Annotated in this window: 15 protein-coding genes; 6 read left to right on the top strand and 9 right to left on the bottom strand. The window is 52.1% G+C overall.

Features of this window, described 5'->3' with window-relative positions; all coding sequences use genetic code 11:
* Positions 1–111 precede the first annotated feature (111 nt).
* The 4 genes from OH31_RS02705 to OH31_RS02690 all read right to left on the bottom strand — a co-directional run bounded on the left by OH31_RS02705 (position 112) and on the right by OH31_RS02690 (position 2446).
* Entirely contained in the window at positions 112–1104 is a 993-nt protein-coding gene (locus OH31_RS02705; RefSeq protein WP_024929517.1) for an NAD(P)H-dependent glycerol-3-phosphate dehydrogenase, read from the bottom strand.
* A 62-nt stretch (positions 1105–1166) separates the two neighbouring features.
* Positions 1167–1643, bottom strand: coding sequence for a protein-export chaperone SecB (gene secB / locus OH31_RS02700; protein WP_024929516.1), 477 nt, complete (start codon positions 1641–1643; stop codon positions 1167–1169).
* A gap of 96 nt (positions 1644–1739) precedes the next feature.
* Positions 1740–1997: a glutaredoxin 3 gene (gene grxC / locus OH31_RS02695; RefSeq protein WP_019881487.1), complete on the bottom strand. Its 258-nt coding sequence runs from the start codon at positions 1995–1997 to the stop codon at positions 1740–1742.
* A gap of 38 nt (positions 1998–2035) precedes the next feature.
* Positions 2036–2446, bottom strand: a complete 411-nt coding sequence (locus tag OH31_RS02690) for a rhodanese-like domain-containing protein (RefSeq protein ID WP_024929515.1) — start codon at positions 2444–2446, stop codon at positions 2036–2038.
* 147 nt (positions 2447–2593) lie between these two features.
* On the opposite strand from OH31_RS02690, the gene gpmI reads away from it, so the two are divergent.
* The 4 genes from gpmI to OH31_RS02670 all read left to right on the top strand — a co-directional run bounded on the left by gpmI (position 2594) and on the right by OH31_RS02670 (position 7587).
* Positions 2594–4144, top strand: a complete 1551-nt coding sequence (gene gpmI, locus OH31_RS02685) for a 2,3-bisphosphoglycerate-independent phosphoglycerate mutase (protein ID WP_024929514.1) — start codon at positions 2594–2596, stop codon at positions 4142–4144.
* A gap of 17 nt (positions 4145–4161) precedes the next feature.
* Positions 4162–5544 carry a murein hydrolase activator EnvC gene (locus OH31_RS02680; RefSeq protein ID WP_024929513.1) on the top strand — a complete coding sequence of 461 codons (1383 nt, stop codon included), beginning with the start codon at positions 4162–4164 and terminating at the stop codon, positions 5542–5544.
* Positions 5545–5806: 262 nt separating this feature from the next.
* The gene (locus OH31_RS02675) at positions 5807–7015 is read left to right on the top strand and encodes a C2 family cysteine protease (RefSeq protein ID WP_024929512.1); all 1209 of its coding nucleotides are present in this window, start codon (positions 5807–5809) and stop codon (positions 7013–7015) included.
* Between the two features lie 143 nt (positions 7016–7158).
* Positions 7159–7587, top strand: a complete 429-nt coding sequence (locus OH31_RS02670) for a hypothetical protein (RefSeq protein WP_024929511.1) — start codon at positions 7159–7161, stop codon at positions 7585–7587.
* Positions 7588–7596: 9 nt separating this feature from the next.
* Here OH31_RS02670 and OH31_RS02665 read toward each other — a convergent pair whose 3' ends face one another.
* The 5 genes from OH31_RS02665 to OH31_RS02645 all read right to left on the bottom strand — a co-directional run bounded on the left by OH31_RS02665 (position 7597) and on the right by OH31_RS02645 (position 12871).
* On the bottom strand, positions 7597–7860 hold the full coding sequence (locus OH31_RS02665) for a hypothetical protein (protein WP_024929510.1): 264 nt from the start codon (positions 7858–7860) through the stop codon (positions 7597–7599).
* A 29-nt stretch (positions 7861–7889) separates the two neighbouring features.
* The gene (locus OH31_RS02660) at positions 7890–8309 is read right to left on the bottom strand and encodes a secondary thiamine-phosphate synthase enzyme YjbQ (RefSeq protein WP_019881477.1); all 420 of its coding nucleotides are present in this window, start codon (positions 8307–8309) and stop codon (positions 7890–7892) included.
* 62 nt (positions 8310–8371) lie between these two features.
* Positions 8372–8893, bottom strand: a complete 522-nt coding sequence (locus OH31_RS02655; protein WP_019881476.1) for a hypothetical protein — start codon at positions 8891–8893, stop codon at positions 8372–8374.
* 91 nt (positions 8894–8984) lie between these two features.
* Positions 8985–11567 carry an ATP-dependent chaperone ClpB gene (gene clpB, locus OH31_RS02650; RefSeq protein WP_024929509.1) on the bottom strand — a complete coding sequence of 861 codons (2583 nt, stop codon included), beginning with the start codon at positions 11565–11567 and terminating at the stop codon, positions 8985–8987.
* A gap of 119 nt (positions 11568–11686) precedes the next feature.
* Positions 11687–12871, bottom strand: a complete 1185-nt coding sequence (locus OH31_RS02645) for a sialidase family protein (RefSeq protein ID WP_024929508.1) — start codon at positions 12869–12871, stop codon at positions 11687–11689.
* Between the two features lie 145 nt (positions 12872–13016).
* Here OH31_RS02645 and OH31_RS02640 point away from each other — a divergent pair, with 145 nt between their 5' ends.
* Positions 13017–15959 (top strand): EAL domain-containing protein, encoded by a 2943-nt coding sequence (locus tag OH31_RS02640; RefSeq protein WP_024929507.1) that lies wholly within the window; start codon positions 13017–13019, stop codon positions 15957–15959.
* Positions 15952–17235: an HD-GYP domain-containing protein gene (locus OH31_RS02635; RefSeq protein WP_024929506.1), complete on the top strand. Its 1284-nt coding sequence runs from the start codon at positions 15952–15954 to the stop codon at positions 17233–17235. The genes OH31_RS02640 and OH31_RS02635 overlap by 8 nt, the downstream gene beginning before the upstream one ends.
* Positions 17236–17288: the final 53 nt, after the last annotated feature.

Raw genomic sequence — 17288 nt, 5'->3', positions numbered from 1 at the left:
TTTTCAACCTGACGATTTAATACCTTAAGGCTGACTCGATTACTTGCGCCAAGTTCCAGCGTTTGTGTAATGAAGGGTTAAAGCAGCCAGAAAATGGCTGCAGGATAAGATTTAGACAGACTCTTGACGCTGACCACGGCCCAGCAAGGCGCTCACCGCTTCTTGTGCGGTTTTCTGGTTGGTCAGTAATTGATTCACTTCAAAGGTAATCGGCATTTCAACGCCTATCGTCTCAGCACGACGCATCACTTCGCGCGCAGTATTCACGCCTTCAGCCACATGCCCTAAACCAGCCAGTATGCTTTCCAGCGATTTGCCGGAAGCGAGCTGCAAGCCGACTTCACGGTTACGCGAATATTGCCCGGTACAGGTCAAAATCAGGTCGCCAGCGCCTGCTAACCCCATAAACGTTTCCGCTTTGGCACCCAAGGCCATGCCAAAACGGGTAATTTCAGCCAGGCCGCGCGTAATCATGGCGGCACGTGCATTGTTACCAAAGCCCATGCCATCCGAAATCCCTGCGGCGATCGCCATCACGTTTTTGACCGCCCCACCGACAGAAGCACCCACCACATCTACGCTGTCATACACACGCAAGCAACCGCCGTGAATAAGCTGTGCAGCCTGTTGTGCCAGCGCCCGATGATTCGCTGCCAGTGTAATGGCCGTAGGCAATCCACGGACCAATTCAGCGGCAAAGCTGGGGCCGCTTAACACGCCCCAGGGATACTCTGCACCCAGCTCCTCTTGTGCCACTTCAAACGGTAATTTCGCCGTTTGCGGCTCCAGGCCTTTATTGGCCCAGATCAGGGGCTGCGTGATACCCAGCGCCTTGAGTTGCTGAAGAATAGGCCTGAATCCGGCCGTAGGCACCACAGATAAAATCAGGTCAGATCCGTCCACAGCCGCAGCCAGGTCATCTTCAACCGTGAGTTTCTCAGGAAAAGGAAAGTCGCCCAGATAGAGCGGATTAGCACGCGCCTTGCGCATACCGGAGACATGCCCGCTATTGCGCGCCCACAGCACGACGTCATGCTGTAACGCGATATGCATGGCGAGCGCTGTGCCCCAGGCACCAGCACCAAGAACGGCGACCTTACTCATTTGGCTTTATCCAGATAAAAGACAAAAGTAAGTCACAGGTAACTTACTTTTTAAGATAAAAATTAGTTAGGTGCGCCAGCGGCCTGGGCTGCTTGCTGCTGCTGTTGCAGGTAAAGCGCTTCGAAGTTGATCGGGTTCAACAACACAGGCATAAAGCCAGCGCGTGTCACCATGTCAGAAATCGCTTCACGGGCATATGGGAACAGAATGTTCGGGCAAGCCACGGCCAGGATAGGCTCCATGTTTTCTTGTGGCACGTTACGAATCGCGAAAATACCAGACTGAGTCACTTCTACCAAAAAGGCTGTTTTGTCTTCGATTTTAGCCGTCACGGTCACTTTGATAGAGACATTGAAAATGCCTTCTTCGACTTGCTGTGCATTATTGCCCAGCTCTACATTGATTTGCGGCGTAGCACGCTCAGTGAAAATTGCAGGCGCATTTGGCACTTCAATCGACGCATCGTGTACATACAGCTTTTCAATGCTGAAAATCGGTGCTGCGTTTTGTTCTGTTTGGTTCTGTGAATCCTGAGCCATGAATTATCCTTAATAATTATCAATACACAAAGCCGCTATTCTAACCGGACATCCCCGGCCTGACTATGTGTTTTTTGTGACAAAAAACAATGCAGTTTAGGCGGCCAGCAATGGGTCCAGGCCGCCTTGTACATCAAGCGCATGCAGGTCATCAAAGCCGCCCACGTGCTGCTCACCGATAAAAATCTGCGGCACCGTACGACGACCGGTTTTTTCCATCATTTCAGCCCTTAATTCCGGCTGCAAATCGACGCGGATTTTTTCAATCTCGGTCACGCCCTTGTTCTTCAACAAGCGTTCCGCATTGATGCAATAAGGGCATACTGCAGAGGTATACATCACGACTTTAGCCATACAATTCCTTTTAAAAATATGCCTGCTTGCAATGCCGCTTATTTGCTGCTCGGCATTTTGGCTTCTATCCAGGCCTGCATGCCACCCTTGAGCACATTCAAGGTCGTAAACTGTTGCGCTTTGAGTAATTTGGCAGCAGTATTGGCGCGCCTGCCTCGCTCACAGACCACCAGCACAGGTTTATCGCGAAATTTTTCCAACTCTTTGAGGCGCGCAGACAATTGCGATAACGGCACATTACGCGCCCCTTGCAAATGGCCCTGGGCAAACTCGTCAGGCTCACGTACATCCAGCACCAGCGCAGATTGTCGGTTCATCAGTATCACGGCCTCAGTCACCGATAGCGAAGTGATGCCAGCCACAGAGCGGCTCAACATTGGCAATAGCAAGGCCAGGCCGGAACCGACTGCCAGACCGATCAACAATACATTTTGTTTTAAAAACTCCACTTGTACACTCGCCCTCTTAGCTTAATGATTAGCAGCACGACTGAATAAAAGCACCGGCCCCTTCGGGTATGCGTCGCCTGCGGTTGCGATTATAATAGACGAATTCATCAATTCGACGTTCCGTCACCACTTTAAAGACTGTTAGCCATGTCAATCAAACCTGTCATTTTGCTTATCCTCGATGGTTTTGGTCACAGCGAGACCACTGAATTCAATGCCGTGTTACAAGCCAACACCCCGAACCTGGACAGATTAAAGGCCACTTACCCGCACGGGCTGATCAATGCCTCCGAGCATTACGTCGGCTTGCCAGATGGCCAGATGGGCAACTCTGAGGTCGGCCACTTAAATATTGGGGCGGGACGTATCGTCTTTCAAGACTTTGAACGCATTAATAACAGCATCAGCAGCGGTGAGTTTTTCAAATTGCCTGCCCTGGTGAATGCCATGCAGGCACTCAAAGCGAATGACAAAGCCTTGCACATTCTCGGCTTGCTGTCTGACGGTGGTGTACATAGCTATCAGCCACACATTCATGCCATGCTCGACATGGCCAAGCAACAAGGCCTGAGCAAGGTCTATGTGCATGCCTTCCTTGATGGCCGCGACACGCCGCCAAAGAGTGCGCAACCCTATCTGCAAGCACTGGAAGATCACCTTCACACACTGGGCGTGGGCAAAGTCGCCACCGTTGGCGGCCGTTTTTATGGCATGGACAGGGACAAGCGCTGGGAGCGCGTATCAGTGGCTTATGAGCTGCTGGTTAATGGTACTTCTGACTATATCGCGCCTGACAGCCTGACGGCTTTGAAGCAAGCATACGCACGTGAAGAAAGCGATGAGTTCGTCAAGTGCACGGCGATACGCGCAGTGGATGCAGCGCCCGTCCGCATGGAAGATGGTGACTGTCTGGTGTTTATGAACTTCAGGAGTGACCGTGCCCGCCAGCTGACAGATGCTCTGCTCAACTCACAATTTAGCGGTTTTGAACGTAGCCGTGTGCCGCGCTTCAGCCACTATTTTACGCTGACACAATATGACAAAAACCAAACCTTGGCCGAGCCAGTATTTGCACCGTTTACGGTGCCTAATACCTTTGGCGAATATGTGTCCGACCTTGGGCTGAAACAGCTGCGTATTGCCGAGACTGAAAAATATCCGCATGTGACGTTTTTCTTTAACGGCGGCGAAGAAACCGTGTTTGCAGGGGAAGACCGTATTTTGGTGCCCTCGCCTAAAGTCGCGACTTATGACCTGCAACCGGAAATGAGCGCTTATGAGCTCACCGACAAACTGGTCGCAGCCATTGAATCCCATCAATACCAGGCAGTCATTTGTAACTATGCCAACGGCGATATGGTCGGCCATACCGGCAACCTGCAAGCGGCAATTAAAGCGGTAGAAACACTGGACACCTGTGTTGGACGCGTGGTCGCTGCGGCACAAAAAATGGGCGCAGAAGTCATTATTACCGCCGATCACGGTAATGCCGAAAGCATGTTTGATCACGCCAGCGACCAGGCACACACCCAGCACACCACCAACCTGGTGCCGTTTATTTACATTGGCCGTGCCGGGCAGATTACCCCGGGAGGGGCGCTGTCTGATATTGCACCGACCTTGTTGTCATTAATGGGGGTACCGCAACCGGCCGAAATGACAGGTAAAAACCTGATCACCCTCAATGCAGCGGCCTAAACTGGCCCGCTTGGTGCATGCCTGATTTCAGCGTGATTGCTTACCCACAGCCCAAACGACTGTGGGCAGCCCTGGCTGCTTGCCTTGCCTTGTGTGCAAGTGGCTTACCCATGCCTGCGCACGCAGCGGCCAATGACAAAACCGAAACCACCAAGGGCGACCTGGAGCAAGTCAAAGAGAAAATCCAGCAGTTAGCCAATGCACTCAAAGCTTCACGCGTGGCCAAGCAGGATGCGCATGAGGCTTTAAAAGCCTCAGAAACCGCCATCAGCAGCTCACGTAAAAAGCTGCGCGAAATTCAGGATGCGCAACAGGACAATCGCGGTAAGTTGCAAGACCTGCAAAAGCAATTGTCATTACTGCAGCGCCAGGTCAATCAGCAGCGGCACGCACTGAGCGAACAGCTTAATCAGCAATACCGCCATGGCAATAACAGTCCGCTGCAAATGTTATTACAGCAACAAGACCCGGCTAACACCACGCGCAACCTGAAATACCTGGGCTACCTGACGGCGGCCCACCAGCAGCAAATCCAGTCATTGCAAGACAACCAGGAAGCGATAGACCGCGTACGCTCAGCCACCACAGAGCAACTGCACGAAACCGAGCGCCTGGCGAATCAATACAGTGAAACGACGCAAAAACTGGAAGGTGAAAAATCACGCCGGACCGAAGCCTTAAACGAGCTTTCAAAACAAATTGAAACGCAAGAACAGCAAATGGTGCGTCTGAAAAAAGACGAAGAAGCCTTGTCACAATTGTTCCAGCGCCTGTTGGCCGAAGCGAAAAAGCGCGAGCAGGAAGCGCTGGCCAAAGCTAAACGTGAAAAAGAAGCGGCCGCGAAAAAAGCCGCTGAACTGGCACGCAGCAAGAAAAAATCTGGCGGACGCACCTTTGAACGCGCCCCACAGACCAATGTCGATGACAGCGACAGCAGCACACCAAACAACACTGTCGTTGCTAAAAATGAAACCTTACCCGAATACAACGCCAATAAAGAAAACTTCTCGCAATTGCGCGGTCGCTTGCGCTTGCCGGTACGTGGCGATGTCATTAACCGTTTCGGCACCGCACGCGCAGACACGGGCGTCAGCTGGAAAGGCATTTTCATCCGCGCCAAAGAAGGCGGCGAGGTCAAATCCGTGGCGGGCGGCCAAGTAGTGTTTGCCGACTGGATGCGCGGCTTTGGCAACCTGATCGTGATCGATCACGGCAACGGCTATATGAGTTTGTATGGCAATAATGAGGCTTTGTATAAGTCTTCCGGACAAAGCGTCAAATCCGGCGACACCATTGCCGCCGTCGGCAACAGCGGCGGCAATGCCGAAAACGGCGTCTACTACGAACTGCGCCGCAACAGTATTCCTTTTGACCCCCTGCAATGGAGTACTGTGCGCTAGCACCCTCCCCCGTAAATCAGCGCCCATGTAAATAACCACCTGAGGTAAGAGGTGGTTTATTTTTGTCCATAGGCTATCTCCAGCTAAATACCCAACTCAAAATGATAAATTAATTTAAATTTAATTATTATTTATTAACATATTCATATACCATCAAATGTCCGGAAAACATCCGGAAGGCGATGGGCGCACCAGCGCTCATGACCCTAGCAATCAACTTAACCTCGTTCGTTTATACAAACAGTCGTTTAGGAGAATAGCCATGGAAGTGAATATTGGAGTCATTAATCCGTATGCCGCCGCAGAAGTGATTGCGCAAAAGAAAATCAACTGGGAGCAAGTCGCCGAACCTGAAGTCATGCTGGCGGAGATTTTAGGCGTCAGCGCAGAAAAAATCTTTGACCTGCGTAACCCCATCCTCAGGCCAGATGCTGAACTTTCCGCCGACGGTAGTCTGAAGGTGCTATCTGAAGCACAAACTGCTGACAGGATTAACCGTTTCTATCAAACCCAAAGTCCTGTTGCCACCAGATCTATCGGTGCACAACGTTTGCGCCTGGGCACCATCAGAAAATCGGTGGTGCTATCTGAGATCATGATTAATACCGCCGTGTTACGCACGGCCATTGCCAGTACGCCATGGACACCTCCAGACAAAGACTGGGTAGATATGGGCGACTACTTTGAAGATGTGGCCGAGCTCAACGACCCAATACAAGGCGTGTTGGGCGACTGCTATTTCATTGCCGCCATGGCGTCGGTCGCCTGGGCCAGACCATATGCCATCGTCAATATGACCCGCCCTTCAGCCTGGGGCAATGAGGAACAGCCGATACACAAGGTCAATTTTTATAAAAACGGGGCCGGGGAGGCACAAGCCGTGGAAGTGACAGAGTTGGTGCCAGTCAGCAAGCCTGCGCACAACTGGGTCTACGCGCGCTCACTGGATGCAGGCGAAACCTGGCCAGCTGTGATGGAAAAAGCCTACGCAAAATGGCGAACCAGTAATAGTACAGACTTTCCCAACTATCCGGCCATCGCCGGCGGCGACCCGGTGAATGCCTGTGCCGAAATCATCAGCGGTGAAAAAACGTATATCAGTCATAGTGGCAAAACCGGCGATGATTTGTGGACATTTGTCCGTAGCCATTCGCTTAGCAGACGTACTGTTAACCCGATGGTGGCTTGGACTTATGGCTCCTCCCCCGCCGGGACCAATTACAGTACAGCCAAAGTGGTCGGCAATCATGCGTATTCAATTCTGGGCTGGCAATATGTTGGCGGTGAAAAATACATCGTCTTGCGTAATCCGTGGGGCACGCATCATGCCGTGCTGGATACGCTGTCAGGCAACTGGTCTGCCTACCAGATATCGTTCTCGGCCAGTATCCCCCTCAATAGCAACGGTGTGTTTGCCATGAAGGCGAGTACCTTCCAGCAATATTTTGCCGGCTCAGGTGTCGTGGTATAAATAATGAAGCATGCCTTTACCAGCCACGTGCAACCAGCGTGGCTGGTAAAGGTCATCATCGCCAGACCATCATTTTGCGAATCGTAACCATCCTGTTACTGCTAACACTGCCATTGCTGCTGGGTAGCGAAAGGAAGCCGTCAATGACACCGCAAATCACACGCTTGATTTACCACTATCAGGGCGCATCCGTGCCACCACCTTACCATCGCAGCTTCGCGCTGACGGTTGATGCCGAAAGGATCCATCTGGTTATCACCAGCTATGACGAGACACTAGCCGACGTAGAGCAGGTAGCTCCAGCAGACATCATGCTGCAACTGGCACAATGGATTCAAGACTACCACCTGGTGGCCATGCCACGGCAGGCCATCCGCCCAGCGCTATCTGCAGATACCGGCGCAGGCATCCATTCATTGATGCTCTATGCCGGGCAGCAAAAAATCATGGATGCCAGTACGGCTAAACACGCTGACAGCACAACTGCAATATTGACCGGGGATGTGGAGTCCTTCGCCAGGCAACTCACGCAATGCGTCGACCACTATGAAACCTATATGCACACGCCGTGATATGGCTGCCTAGCGCGCATCCTCGGGGATCACCGGCAATGGCATGTTACGTCTGGCTTCAGCATAAATTTTATCCAGTTCCTCTTGCGACATGGTGATACCAGGGACGCGCTCATCTGCGCTAGGCTCATAGCCGCCAGCCGAGTGGGTTTCGGCTGCATTGGTATTTGCTGACTGCTTCACAGCCTGCTCGGTTGTTGAAGCCTCATGCTCACAACCCACCAGGCAAACAGCACACAAAAAAGATAAGACAACGATAGAACAATATTTCATCACAACATTTCTAACACAATAAAAACGAATTACTCACCCATCACATGCATCAACACGCGACGGCGGGCGGGCAAATGACGGTGCTCAAACAGGAAAATACCTTGCCACTGGCCAAGGGCAACCCGACCCTGCAACACCGGGATGGACAGGCTGGTTTGCGTAAGCGCCGTACGCACATGCGCAGGCATATCATCCGGGCCTTCCACGGTATGTATAAACAAATCATCGCCATCAGGCACTAGTCGATTAAAAAACGCTTCCAAATCAACCAGTACATCACGGTCATAATTTTCATTGATCAATAGGCTGGCAGAAGTGTGTTGAATATAGAGCGTGAGCAATCCGCTCCCGATGCCGGACTGCTGTACCCATTGCAAGACTTGCGGCGTGATATCGTACAAACGCCGCCCTTGCGCATCGATAGAAAGTGTTTCGTGATGCTGTCGCATAGCGGATTCCCGGAACAAAGAACTAAAATTGCATTATACCGGGTTCAGGTCACGGGCCAGTATTACCAGTAGCGCCAGCCACCGCCCCAATAAGGTCGGTAACCCCAAGGGCCACCGTAGAAGCCTGGGCCGCCATAAAACCAGGGGTCCATGCTACGCAACCTGGCCATGTCACGCTCGCGCTTCAGTTTTGCCTCAGACTCCACTCGCGCTTTTTCGCGCTTGTTAATTTCGTCAGCAATAGCATTCTGTTCAGCCAGCGCGTTGGCCTGCTGCATGTAATTGAGTACGCCTTTGGAGATGCCTTTTTGGTGCCAGTCCAGCACATCAGACGGCGTCAGTGAATAGCGTGACTGCGATTGTTTGATCGCCTCAATAATCTCGGCATCGGTTTTGCCTTGCTTGCTCATAGCCACAATCTGCTCCAGGGTCAACGTGGATTGGGCAGGTGGCACCAGCGCAGCAAGCTGCTCAGGCGAAATGCGGTCAATTTGCAAAGGCTGTGGTGGCTGCGAAGCGCAGCCAGCCAGCACGCCCAGCAAAAAAGTCGCAGAGATTAAACGCAAAGATTGTGAATAACGCATAGTGCTTCCATTCTACACCCGATAAAAGTAAAGGGTCACACCCGGTATGACCCTTTTATTGCAATCAAGGTTCAGTCACCTCATTCGCTGCTTAGCCTTTGCGAAACTGCATCTTCCCGGCCTGGAAATCGACGCGAATCGTATCTTTGGCGGCAAACTGCCCAGCCAGAATTTCACGCGCCAGCGGATTCTCGATTTCACTCTGAATAGCCCGTTTTAACGGCCGCGCGCCATACACCGGATCAAAGCCGGCGTTGGCAATTTCAGCCAAGGCGGCATCACTGATCTCCAGCTGCATATCCATCGCGGCCACCCGTTTGGCCAGCAATTGCAACTGGATACTGGCAATCGATTTCACATGTGTTTCGCCCAGGGAATGGAACACCACGACCTCATCGATACGGTTGATGAACTCAGGACGGAAATGCGTTTTAACTTCGCCCATCACGGCCAGTTTCACCACTTGGTAATCCTGGTCGGCCATGCTTTGTATCATCTGGCTGCCCAGGTTGGAGGTCATGATAATTACCGTGTTTTTAAAGTCCACCGTGCGCCCCTGGCCATCGGTCAGACGGCCATCATCCAGCACTTGTAGCAACACATTAAACACATCCGGGTGTGCTTTTTCTACTTCGTCCAGCAACACCACAGAGTAAGGCTTGCGACGGACGGCTTCGGTCAGCGTACCACCTTCTTCGTAACCGACGTAGCCAGGCGGCGCGCCAATCAGGCGGGAGACTGAATGCTTCTCCATAAACTCACTCATATCAATACGCACCAAGTGATCCGGGCTATCAAACAGAAAGTTAGCCAGCGCTTTACACAGCTCGGTTTTACCCACGCCGGTCGGCCCCAAAAACAAGAAGCTGCCATATGGGCGATTAGGATCACTCAGGCCGCTACGCGAACGCCGAATCGCGTCTGACACCAGGCGCACCGCTTCATCCTGGCCAACCACGCGCTCATGTAGACGGCTCTCCATATTGAGCAACTTTTCACGCTCACCGGTCATCATTTTGCTCACAGGAATGCCCGTCGCGCGGCTGACCACTTCGGCAATCTCATCTGCACCGACTTCGGTGCGCAGCATTTTATGTTTGACTGCACCATTGGCCTCTGCCGTTGAAGCATGCTTTAACTGCGCTTCCAATTGGGGCAATTTGCCATACTGCAACTCAGACACCTTTTGCCAATCGCCCTTGCGCTTGGCGGCTTCCATGTCCAGCTTGATCTTTTCGATCGCCTCTTTAACGCCAGCAGAGCCTTGCACGGCGGCCTTTTCTGCTTTCCACACCTCTTCCAGGTCAGCGTACTCTTTTTCCAGCTTGCTGATTTCGTCTTCAATCAGGCCAAAGCGTTTCTGGCTGGCTTCATCTTTTTCGCGACGCACCGCTTCACGCTCGATTTTGAGCTGAATCAGGCGGCGATCGAGCTTATCCATCACCTCAGGCTTGGAGTCAATCTCCATCTTGATGCGTGAAGCCGCCTCGTCAATCAGGTCAATGGCTTTATCCGGCAAAAAACGGTCAGTAATATAGCGGTTGGATAACTCAGCAGCAGCCACAATGGCCGGGTCAGTGATCTCTACGCCATGGTGCAGCTCGTATTTTTCCTGCAAGCCGCGCAAAATGGCAATCGTCGCCTCAACACTCGGTTCATCGACCAATACCTTCTGGAAGCGACGCTCCAGCGCAGCATCTTTTTCGATGTATTTGCGGTACTCATCCAGCGTGGTCGCCCCCACACAGTGCAGCTCACCGCGCGCCAGCGCCGGTTTCAGCATATTGCCCGCATCCATCGCACCCTCGGACTTACCCGCGCCGACCATGGTGTGAATTTCATCAATAAAGACAATGGTCTGGCCTTCGTCTTGCGCCAATTCTTTGAGCACAGACTTTAAACGCTCTTCAAATTCACCGCGGTATTTGGCTCCGGCCAGCAAGGCGGCCATATCCAGGCTCAGTACTTTTTTGTTTTTGAGCGAATCTGGCACTTCGCCATTCACAATCCGTTGTGCCAGGCCTTCGACGATGGCCGTTTTACCGACACCAGGCTCGCCGATCAGCACCGGGTTATTTTTGGTGCGGCGTTGCAATACCTGGATCGCGCGGCGAATTTCATCGTCACGGCCAATCACCGGATCGAGCTTGCCGGCACGCGCACGCTCGGTCAGGTCCAGAGTGTATTTTTTCAATGCTTCACGCTGGCCTTCAGCTTCCTGGCTGTTAACTGAGTCATTTCCGCGCACCGCCTTAATCGCCTGTTCCAGAGCAACCTTATTCACGCCATGCTGTTTGAGCAATTTGCCGATGTGACCTTTGTCATCGGCCAGCGCCAGCAAAAACATCTCGCTGGCAATATAGCTATCGCCACTCTTTTGGGCCAGTTTGTCGGTGACATTTAACAGGTTGTTAAGGTCACGCGAAACCGCCACATCGCCGCTGTTTTCACTAATTTTTGGCAAGGCGTCAATTGCTTGTTGCAAGCCGGATTTCAGTGCACTGACTTGCGCACCCGCGCGTGACAATAAGGCTGCAACACCGCTATCGTCCTGGTTGAGCATCGCCAGCAACAAATGTGGCGCTTCAATAGTAGGGTGGTCGGCACCCACAGCCATGCTCTGGGCATCGGCCAGTGCCTGTTGGAATTTGGTGGTGAGTTTATCAAAACGCATGCAAACCCTTTCATCATTTAAAGTCATGCCGCAGCGCGCGGCTGGATAACCCTATAATGCGGCGGGTTTTTGCGTTTTCAATAGATGCAGATCAAATTGGCGCGACTTTAGTCAGTGGTTTAATGCGTAAACGGCAGCAGTTGCAAGCCCTTATCGGCGCTGTTCACTGCCAGCGTTGCTTGCCCTTGCAGATAAAGCCATTGTGGATAATCGAGCTTGCTGCTATGTACGATCACGACCTGCGCGCCCCAGGTTCTACCGCCATCTGATGACGCCATCGCCATAATATCAGCGCCATTATGATCATGTTCTTGCCAGGCTAGCCAAACCTGATCGCCGACGCTCAATAATGCCGGATGACCTGCATTCCTTTTCGTGTCACCAAAGCGGCGCGGCGGCGAAGTCACCCAGGCTTGGCCATCCATACGCGCAATACGCAAACCAGGTTTGTCACCCGCCCCATCAAAATAAGCCAGGTGATAGCCAAACCCTTCCCCCACCGCCAGGGCCGCGCCATGATGCGGGCAACCTTCTATTTTCCAATGTCCATAACTGGCACGCACCAGCACCGGCTTGCCCACAGGGCCAATTTCGGCCATGGCATGATCGCGCTCGTTCCCTTCAAACACGTGCCGCCACAATACGGCCACAGTACCATCCGGCTTGCTGGTCATGGCAATGCGGCAACAGTCACAACTATTATCGGCCAATTTCTGCTCCGGGCTGAAACTTTTGCCTTGATCGCGCGAAACCGCATAATAAATCGCCGCGCCGTCATAGGCTTTACCTGCGGCTTTGGCTGCCAGCATATCCCGCTTATCCAGCCAGGCAACCGTAATCGTGCCATCTGCCGCCACTTGCAAAGCATCATAACGATGGGTGATTTGTTCACGGTGCTGATGCACGATATAAGGTGTTTCAAAGCTTTTGCCGCCATCCAGTGATCGTGCAAACCAGATATTGCCCGCATGGTTCTTTTTCAGTGCCTCGGTCCAGCTGACATAGACGGCGCCATTGGCATCTGCTGCAATATTTGGCCGCGCTTCTGCGTCTGCCGCAATCTGCATCGGCGCAGGATTAACAGCGACTTCGGTGCTAAAATGCTTGCCGGTATCGTCACTGGCCGACACCCAGACCTGCCCCTGTCTGACCTGCGCCAGCAACACACGCCCGGTATGGTCTACCGCAACACTGACGGCCAATTGACTTGCGGATGGTTCGTGATGGGTCTCATGTGCTTGAACCACCTCTACTGATAGAAAAAAAGCCAGCCCCCACACCAGATTTACCCACTGTTTGACCATCAATCGCCAACCCATCGTTTAATCAGAAGCACTTCTAAATTTACCTTAATTATCAACAGTTAATGTCGCTAAAGTTTACTTGCATTCGCGCCGATAACTCACTTATCCGCACTACAACGCACACCGGACCGAAACAGATTTAACTATGTCATTACCAACCGTTTTTGATCATCATAGCACAGCATGGTTGCAGCCCCTGGCCGTCACCATGCCGGATACGCCTATGCTGGCCATCAATCGCCGTGCCCAGTGTCTCGCCATCAGCACCGCAGCAAAAAACCTGCTGGGCGAACTCGCCGACGAGTTGCCCAAAGAGATTCGCCAAATGCTGGTTGAGGCCATACGCGAAGGCAAAACTGAATTAAGTATCAGCACGCAGATTCATGGCGCGAAACGCGATTTCAAATGCCGCGTCTTCTATCCACAATCAGGCCGCCACGCCATTGGCCTGATGCTGGAGGAAGAAGAACGCACGCTGGTCGATCAATTGCTGCACATGCAATCAATTGTGCACTCACTGATTGAGATGAGTCCCGACCTGATTTGCATTAAAGATAACGACAATCGCTGGATGATGGCCAACCAGCACATGCTGAACACCTTTCAGATCGATAGTTTTGACTATCAGTTCTTAAACAATTTGCAAATTGCGGATACCTTGCATCCGGTGTTCCGCAATAGCTTCGAGCATCACGAAAAATCTGACCAGCAGGTCTGGAAATCCCGCCAGGCTTACCACAACGAAGAGCTGGTGCATTTGCCACAGGGCGGTTACAAAACGCTGGAAGTGAATAAAGTCGCCTACCACGACCAGAAAGACCAACCCAGTCATCTGATTACCGTCGCGCGTGATGTCAGCGAACAGAAATTCATTCAAACGCAGTTGCTTAACCGCAGCGCGGTATTGGACACGCTGATTTCCTGCGACTGGATGTTGCACTCGGCCGAGCGCTGGCAAAGCGTGGCGGAAAATGTCTTGCAGCAATGCTGCCTGTCTTTCCGTTTTAGTCGTGCCGTATTGCTGCAACACGAAACCATTGCCAGCCGCAAGAAAACCGACATTCGCTCTAAAGCATTGTTTCACTGGGCAATGAACGGCTTTCATACAACCTACGAGCATTGGGAAAAGATTTCTTTCCTGTCGCCAGAACTGCAACGCTGGTATAGCCTGCTGTCCAAAGGCCAGCCAGTGATGTGTGACGCCCTCACACTGCCAGCGTCAGAACGTGCCTTGCTTAAATCGCATGACACCGTCAACCTGGTGATTGTGCCACTGATGATTGATGATGAGTGGTGGGGATCGATGGTGATTGAGCGCTGTTTCGATGCCGAAAATACCAGCTCACAAGAGCTGGGCTCATTGATGGCGATTGGCCGTACCTTGAGTGTGGCGATTGACCGCGAACAAACCGGCAAACATCTCAAGCTGGCCAAAATTGCCTTCGACAGCACTACCGAAGGCATCATGATTGTGAACCCGGCGGGCGAGCTGGTCGGTATTAACCAGGGCTATACCCTGATCACCGGTTTTGAAGAAGCTGAAGTGCTGGGCACCAAGCCGCAGATTTTCAGGCAGCGTCCGCGTGGCCTGTTTGGTGCGCTCAAACGCCATGGAAAATGGTCAGGCGAAATTGAAAATATGCGCAAGAACGGCGACACTTATACCGAGTGGATGACCATTACCGCCGTGCGGAACCATGCTAATGCCATCACCAATTATGTGGGCGTGTTTGCAGACATCAGTGAAATGAAGCGCTCGCAAACGCAGCTAAATTCACTGGTCAACCATGATCCGCTAACCGGCTTGCCTAACCGCAGGCTGATTAACCACTTGTTTACGCATGCCATTCAGCGTGCCAACCGCAATGAACAACAGGCAGCCGTACTGTTTATTGACCTGGACCGCTTTAAAAACATCAACGACAGCCTGGGCCATTACTCCGGCGACCAGTTGCTGTTAGGCGTCACCGAGCGCCTGCGCGCCACCTTGCGTGAGTCCGACATTGTGGGCCGCCTGGGGGGTGACGAATTTATTATCCTGCTGGAAAACCTGCATGGCAAAGGCGATGCCGCGCAAAAAGCGCATGATATCCTGGATGCACTCAGACGCGAATTCATGATTGACCATCATGAAATTTTTGTTGGCGCCAGCATCGGTATTTCCATGTATCCACACGATGGTAACGATGTAGAAAGCCTGATTAAAGCGGCTGATCTGGCGATGTACCAGGTGAAAAATAACGGGAAAAACCACGTCTCGTTTTATGACGTGGCCCTCAGCCGCGATGCCGTAGAGCACTTCCAGTTGGAAACCGAGTTACGCCAGGCGCTGACCAAAAACCAGCTCAAGATGTTCTATCAGGCACAGATTGATTTAAATACCGGCATGATTATTGGCGCCGAGGCCTTGATACGCTGGATACATCCGGTGCAGGGCATTATTTCACCAGCGAAATTTATCCCGCTGGCAGAAGAAACCGGCTTGATTTTAAGCATAGGCGAATGGGCATTGGCACAAGCCGTGCGCCAAGCGCACGCCTGGCACAAGAAACATCCTGAGTTCAAGAAAATTGCCATCAATGTCTCTGGCGTGCAAATCATGAAGAGCAAGTTTGCCGACACCGTGTATGGCATCCTGATGGAAAGCGAGTGCGACCCTTCTATTATTGAGCTGGAAATCACCGAAAGCACGCTGATGCAGCATACCCAGCATGTGGTCGACACCTTTAACCAGTTAAAACTGCTGGGGGTCAGCATTGCCATTGACGACTTTGGCACCGGCTACTCCTCGCTATCGCACCTGAAACGCTTGCCGCTGGACCAGATCAAGATTGACCGCAGTTTTGTCAAAGACCTGCCAGATGATAAAGACGATGCCGCCATTACCAGCGCGATCTACGCGATGGCGACACAGTTAGGATTCACCGTTGTTGCCGAAGGGGTCGAAACCGAAGAACAGGAAAAGTTTTTACAGCGACTGGGCTGCCAGACAGCACAGGGCTATCTGTATGCTTATCCGGTGAACTCGGACGACTTTTTACAGTTACTAGTGTTAAATAATCAAAGAAAAATAAAACGCCATGCCTAATCACGCCTCAGATACCTACTATATCGACATAGACCAGCTTCAGATCGGTCTCTACATCCACCTCGACCTGGGCTGGATGGATCATCCATTTTCGGTGAGCAACTTCAAGATCACGGATGAATCACAGATTGAGACCATCAAGTCCTTGGGATTGAAGCAGCTACGTTATGACCCCAGACGCAGCTCCAGCATGCCACTGAGGATCGCCCCTCAGCAGAATGTGGTTGAGTTTCCGCTGAAAAAAGCCGCCTCACCCAAAGTGGAAATCATTGATGCCGCACCGGAGTTGAGCGCCGCGCAGAAGAAACAACTGGCGCTGAGGCAGGCAATTGCGGAAAGCGAACAGAAGTTCATGAAAACCAGCACTGAAGTGAGAAACATTCAGAAGCTATCGACTGAACATCCCGAGCAGGCCTATGGCATGGCCTCCAGGCTGGTAGAAGACCTGGTCACCAGCACCCTGACCGAGAGCGACATTGCGATTCATGCCATGAATGGCCACCGCGTCAGTGATCAGCACTTCCAGCATGAATTGAACACGCTGGTGGTGGCGATGTTGCTGGCTAAAAACCTGGATATCACTGATGAAGATGTCGTGATTTTAGGCATGTCGGCCATTCTGCACGATATTGGTAAACGCCAGATCAGTGACAAAATCCTGCTGAAAAAAGACCCGCTGAGTGTACGCGAAACAGCTATTTACCAAACACACGTGTTGCTGGGCATGAATATGCTGCGCGACGTCGCCGTCCCTAAAAAGATACTGACACTGATTTCACAACACCATGAGTTTGCGGATGGCACAGGCTACCCAAAAGGCCTGCATTGCGACCAGATTGATCCGTTATCGCATATCCTCATCATTGCCAATATGTACGACAACCTGTGCAATCCGTCCAACCCGGCATTCACCAAAACGCCTTACGAAGCCTTGAGTGTGATGTTTGCGCAACAACGACACCAGTTTGACCAAACCATCCTGCGACGCTTTATCAAATGCCTGGGCATTTACCCGCCTGGCAGCGTGGTTCGCCTGTCAGACCAGAAACTGGCTACGGTGCTGTCGACCAACCCGCAACAACCTTTGCGCCCGTTTATTCAAATGCTGAGTGACGACCGCGAAGAAGAAGGCGAAATTATCGACCTGCGGGAAGCGCTGGATATCAATATTATCCAGTGCCTGAAACCAGAACAGCTACCTACTATCCTGCAAAACAGGTTGCGTTTAAAACAGCGTACCAGCTACTTCCTGGACAAGATTTACGCCACGTCTTAAAGCGCTACGCCCTGGAAGAGATGCCCGCTGGGCATCCGCTTCCAGTCGCATAG

This window comes from Methylophilus sp. OH31, assembly GCF_000576615.1.
Lineage (GTDB): Bacteria > Pseudomonadota > Gammaproteobacteria > Burkholderiales > Methylophilaceae > Methylophilus.
The sequence above is the reverse complement of the archived record's forward strand: the minus strand, read 5'-3'. Positions and strand labels throughout refer to the sequence as shown.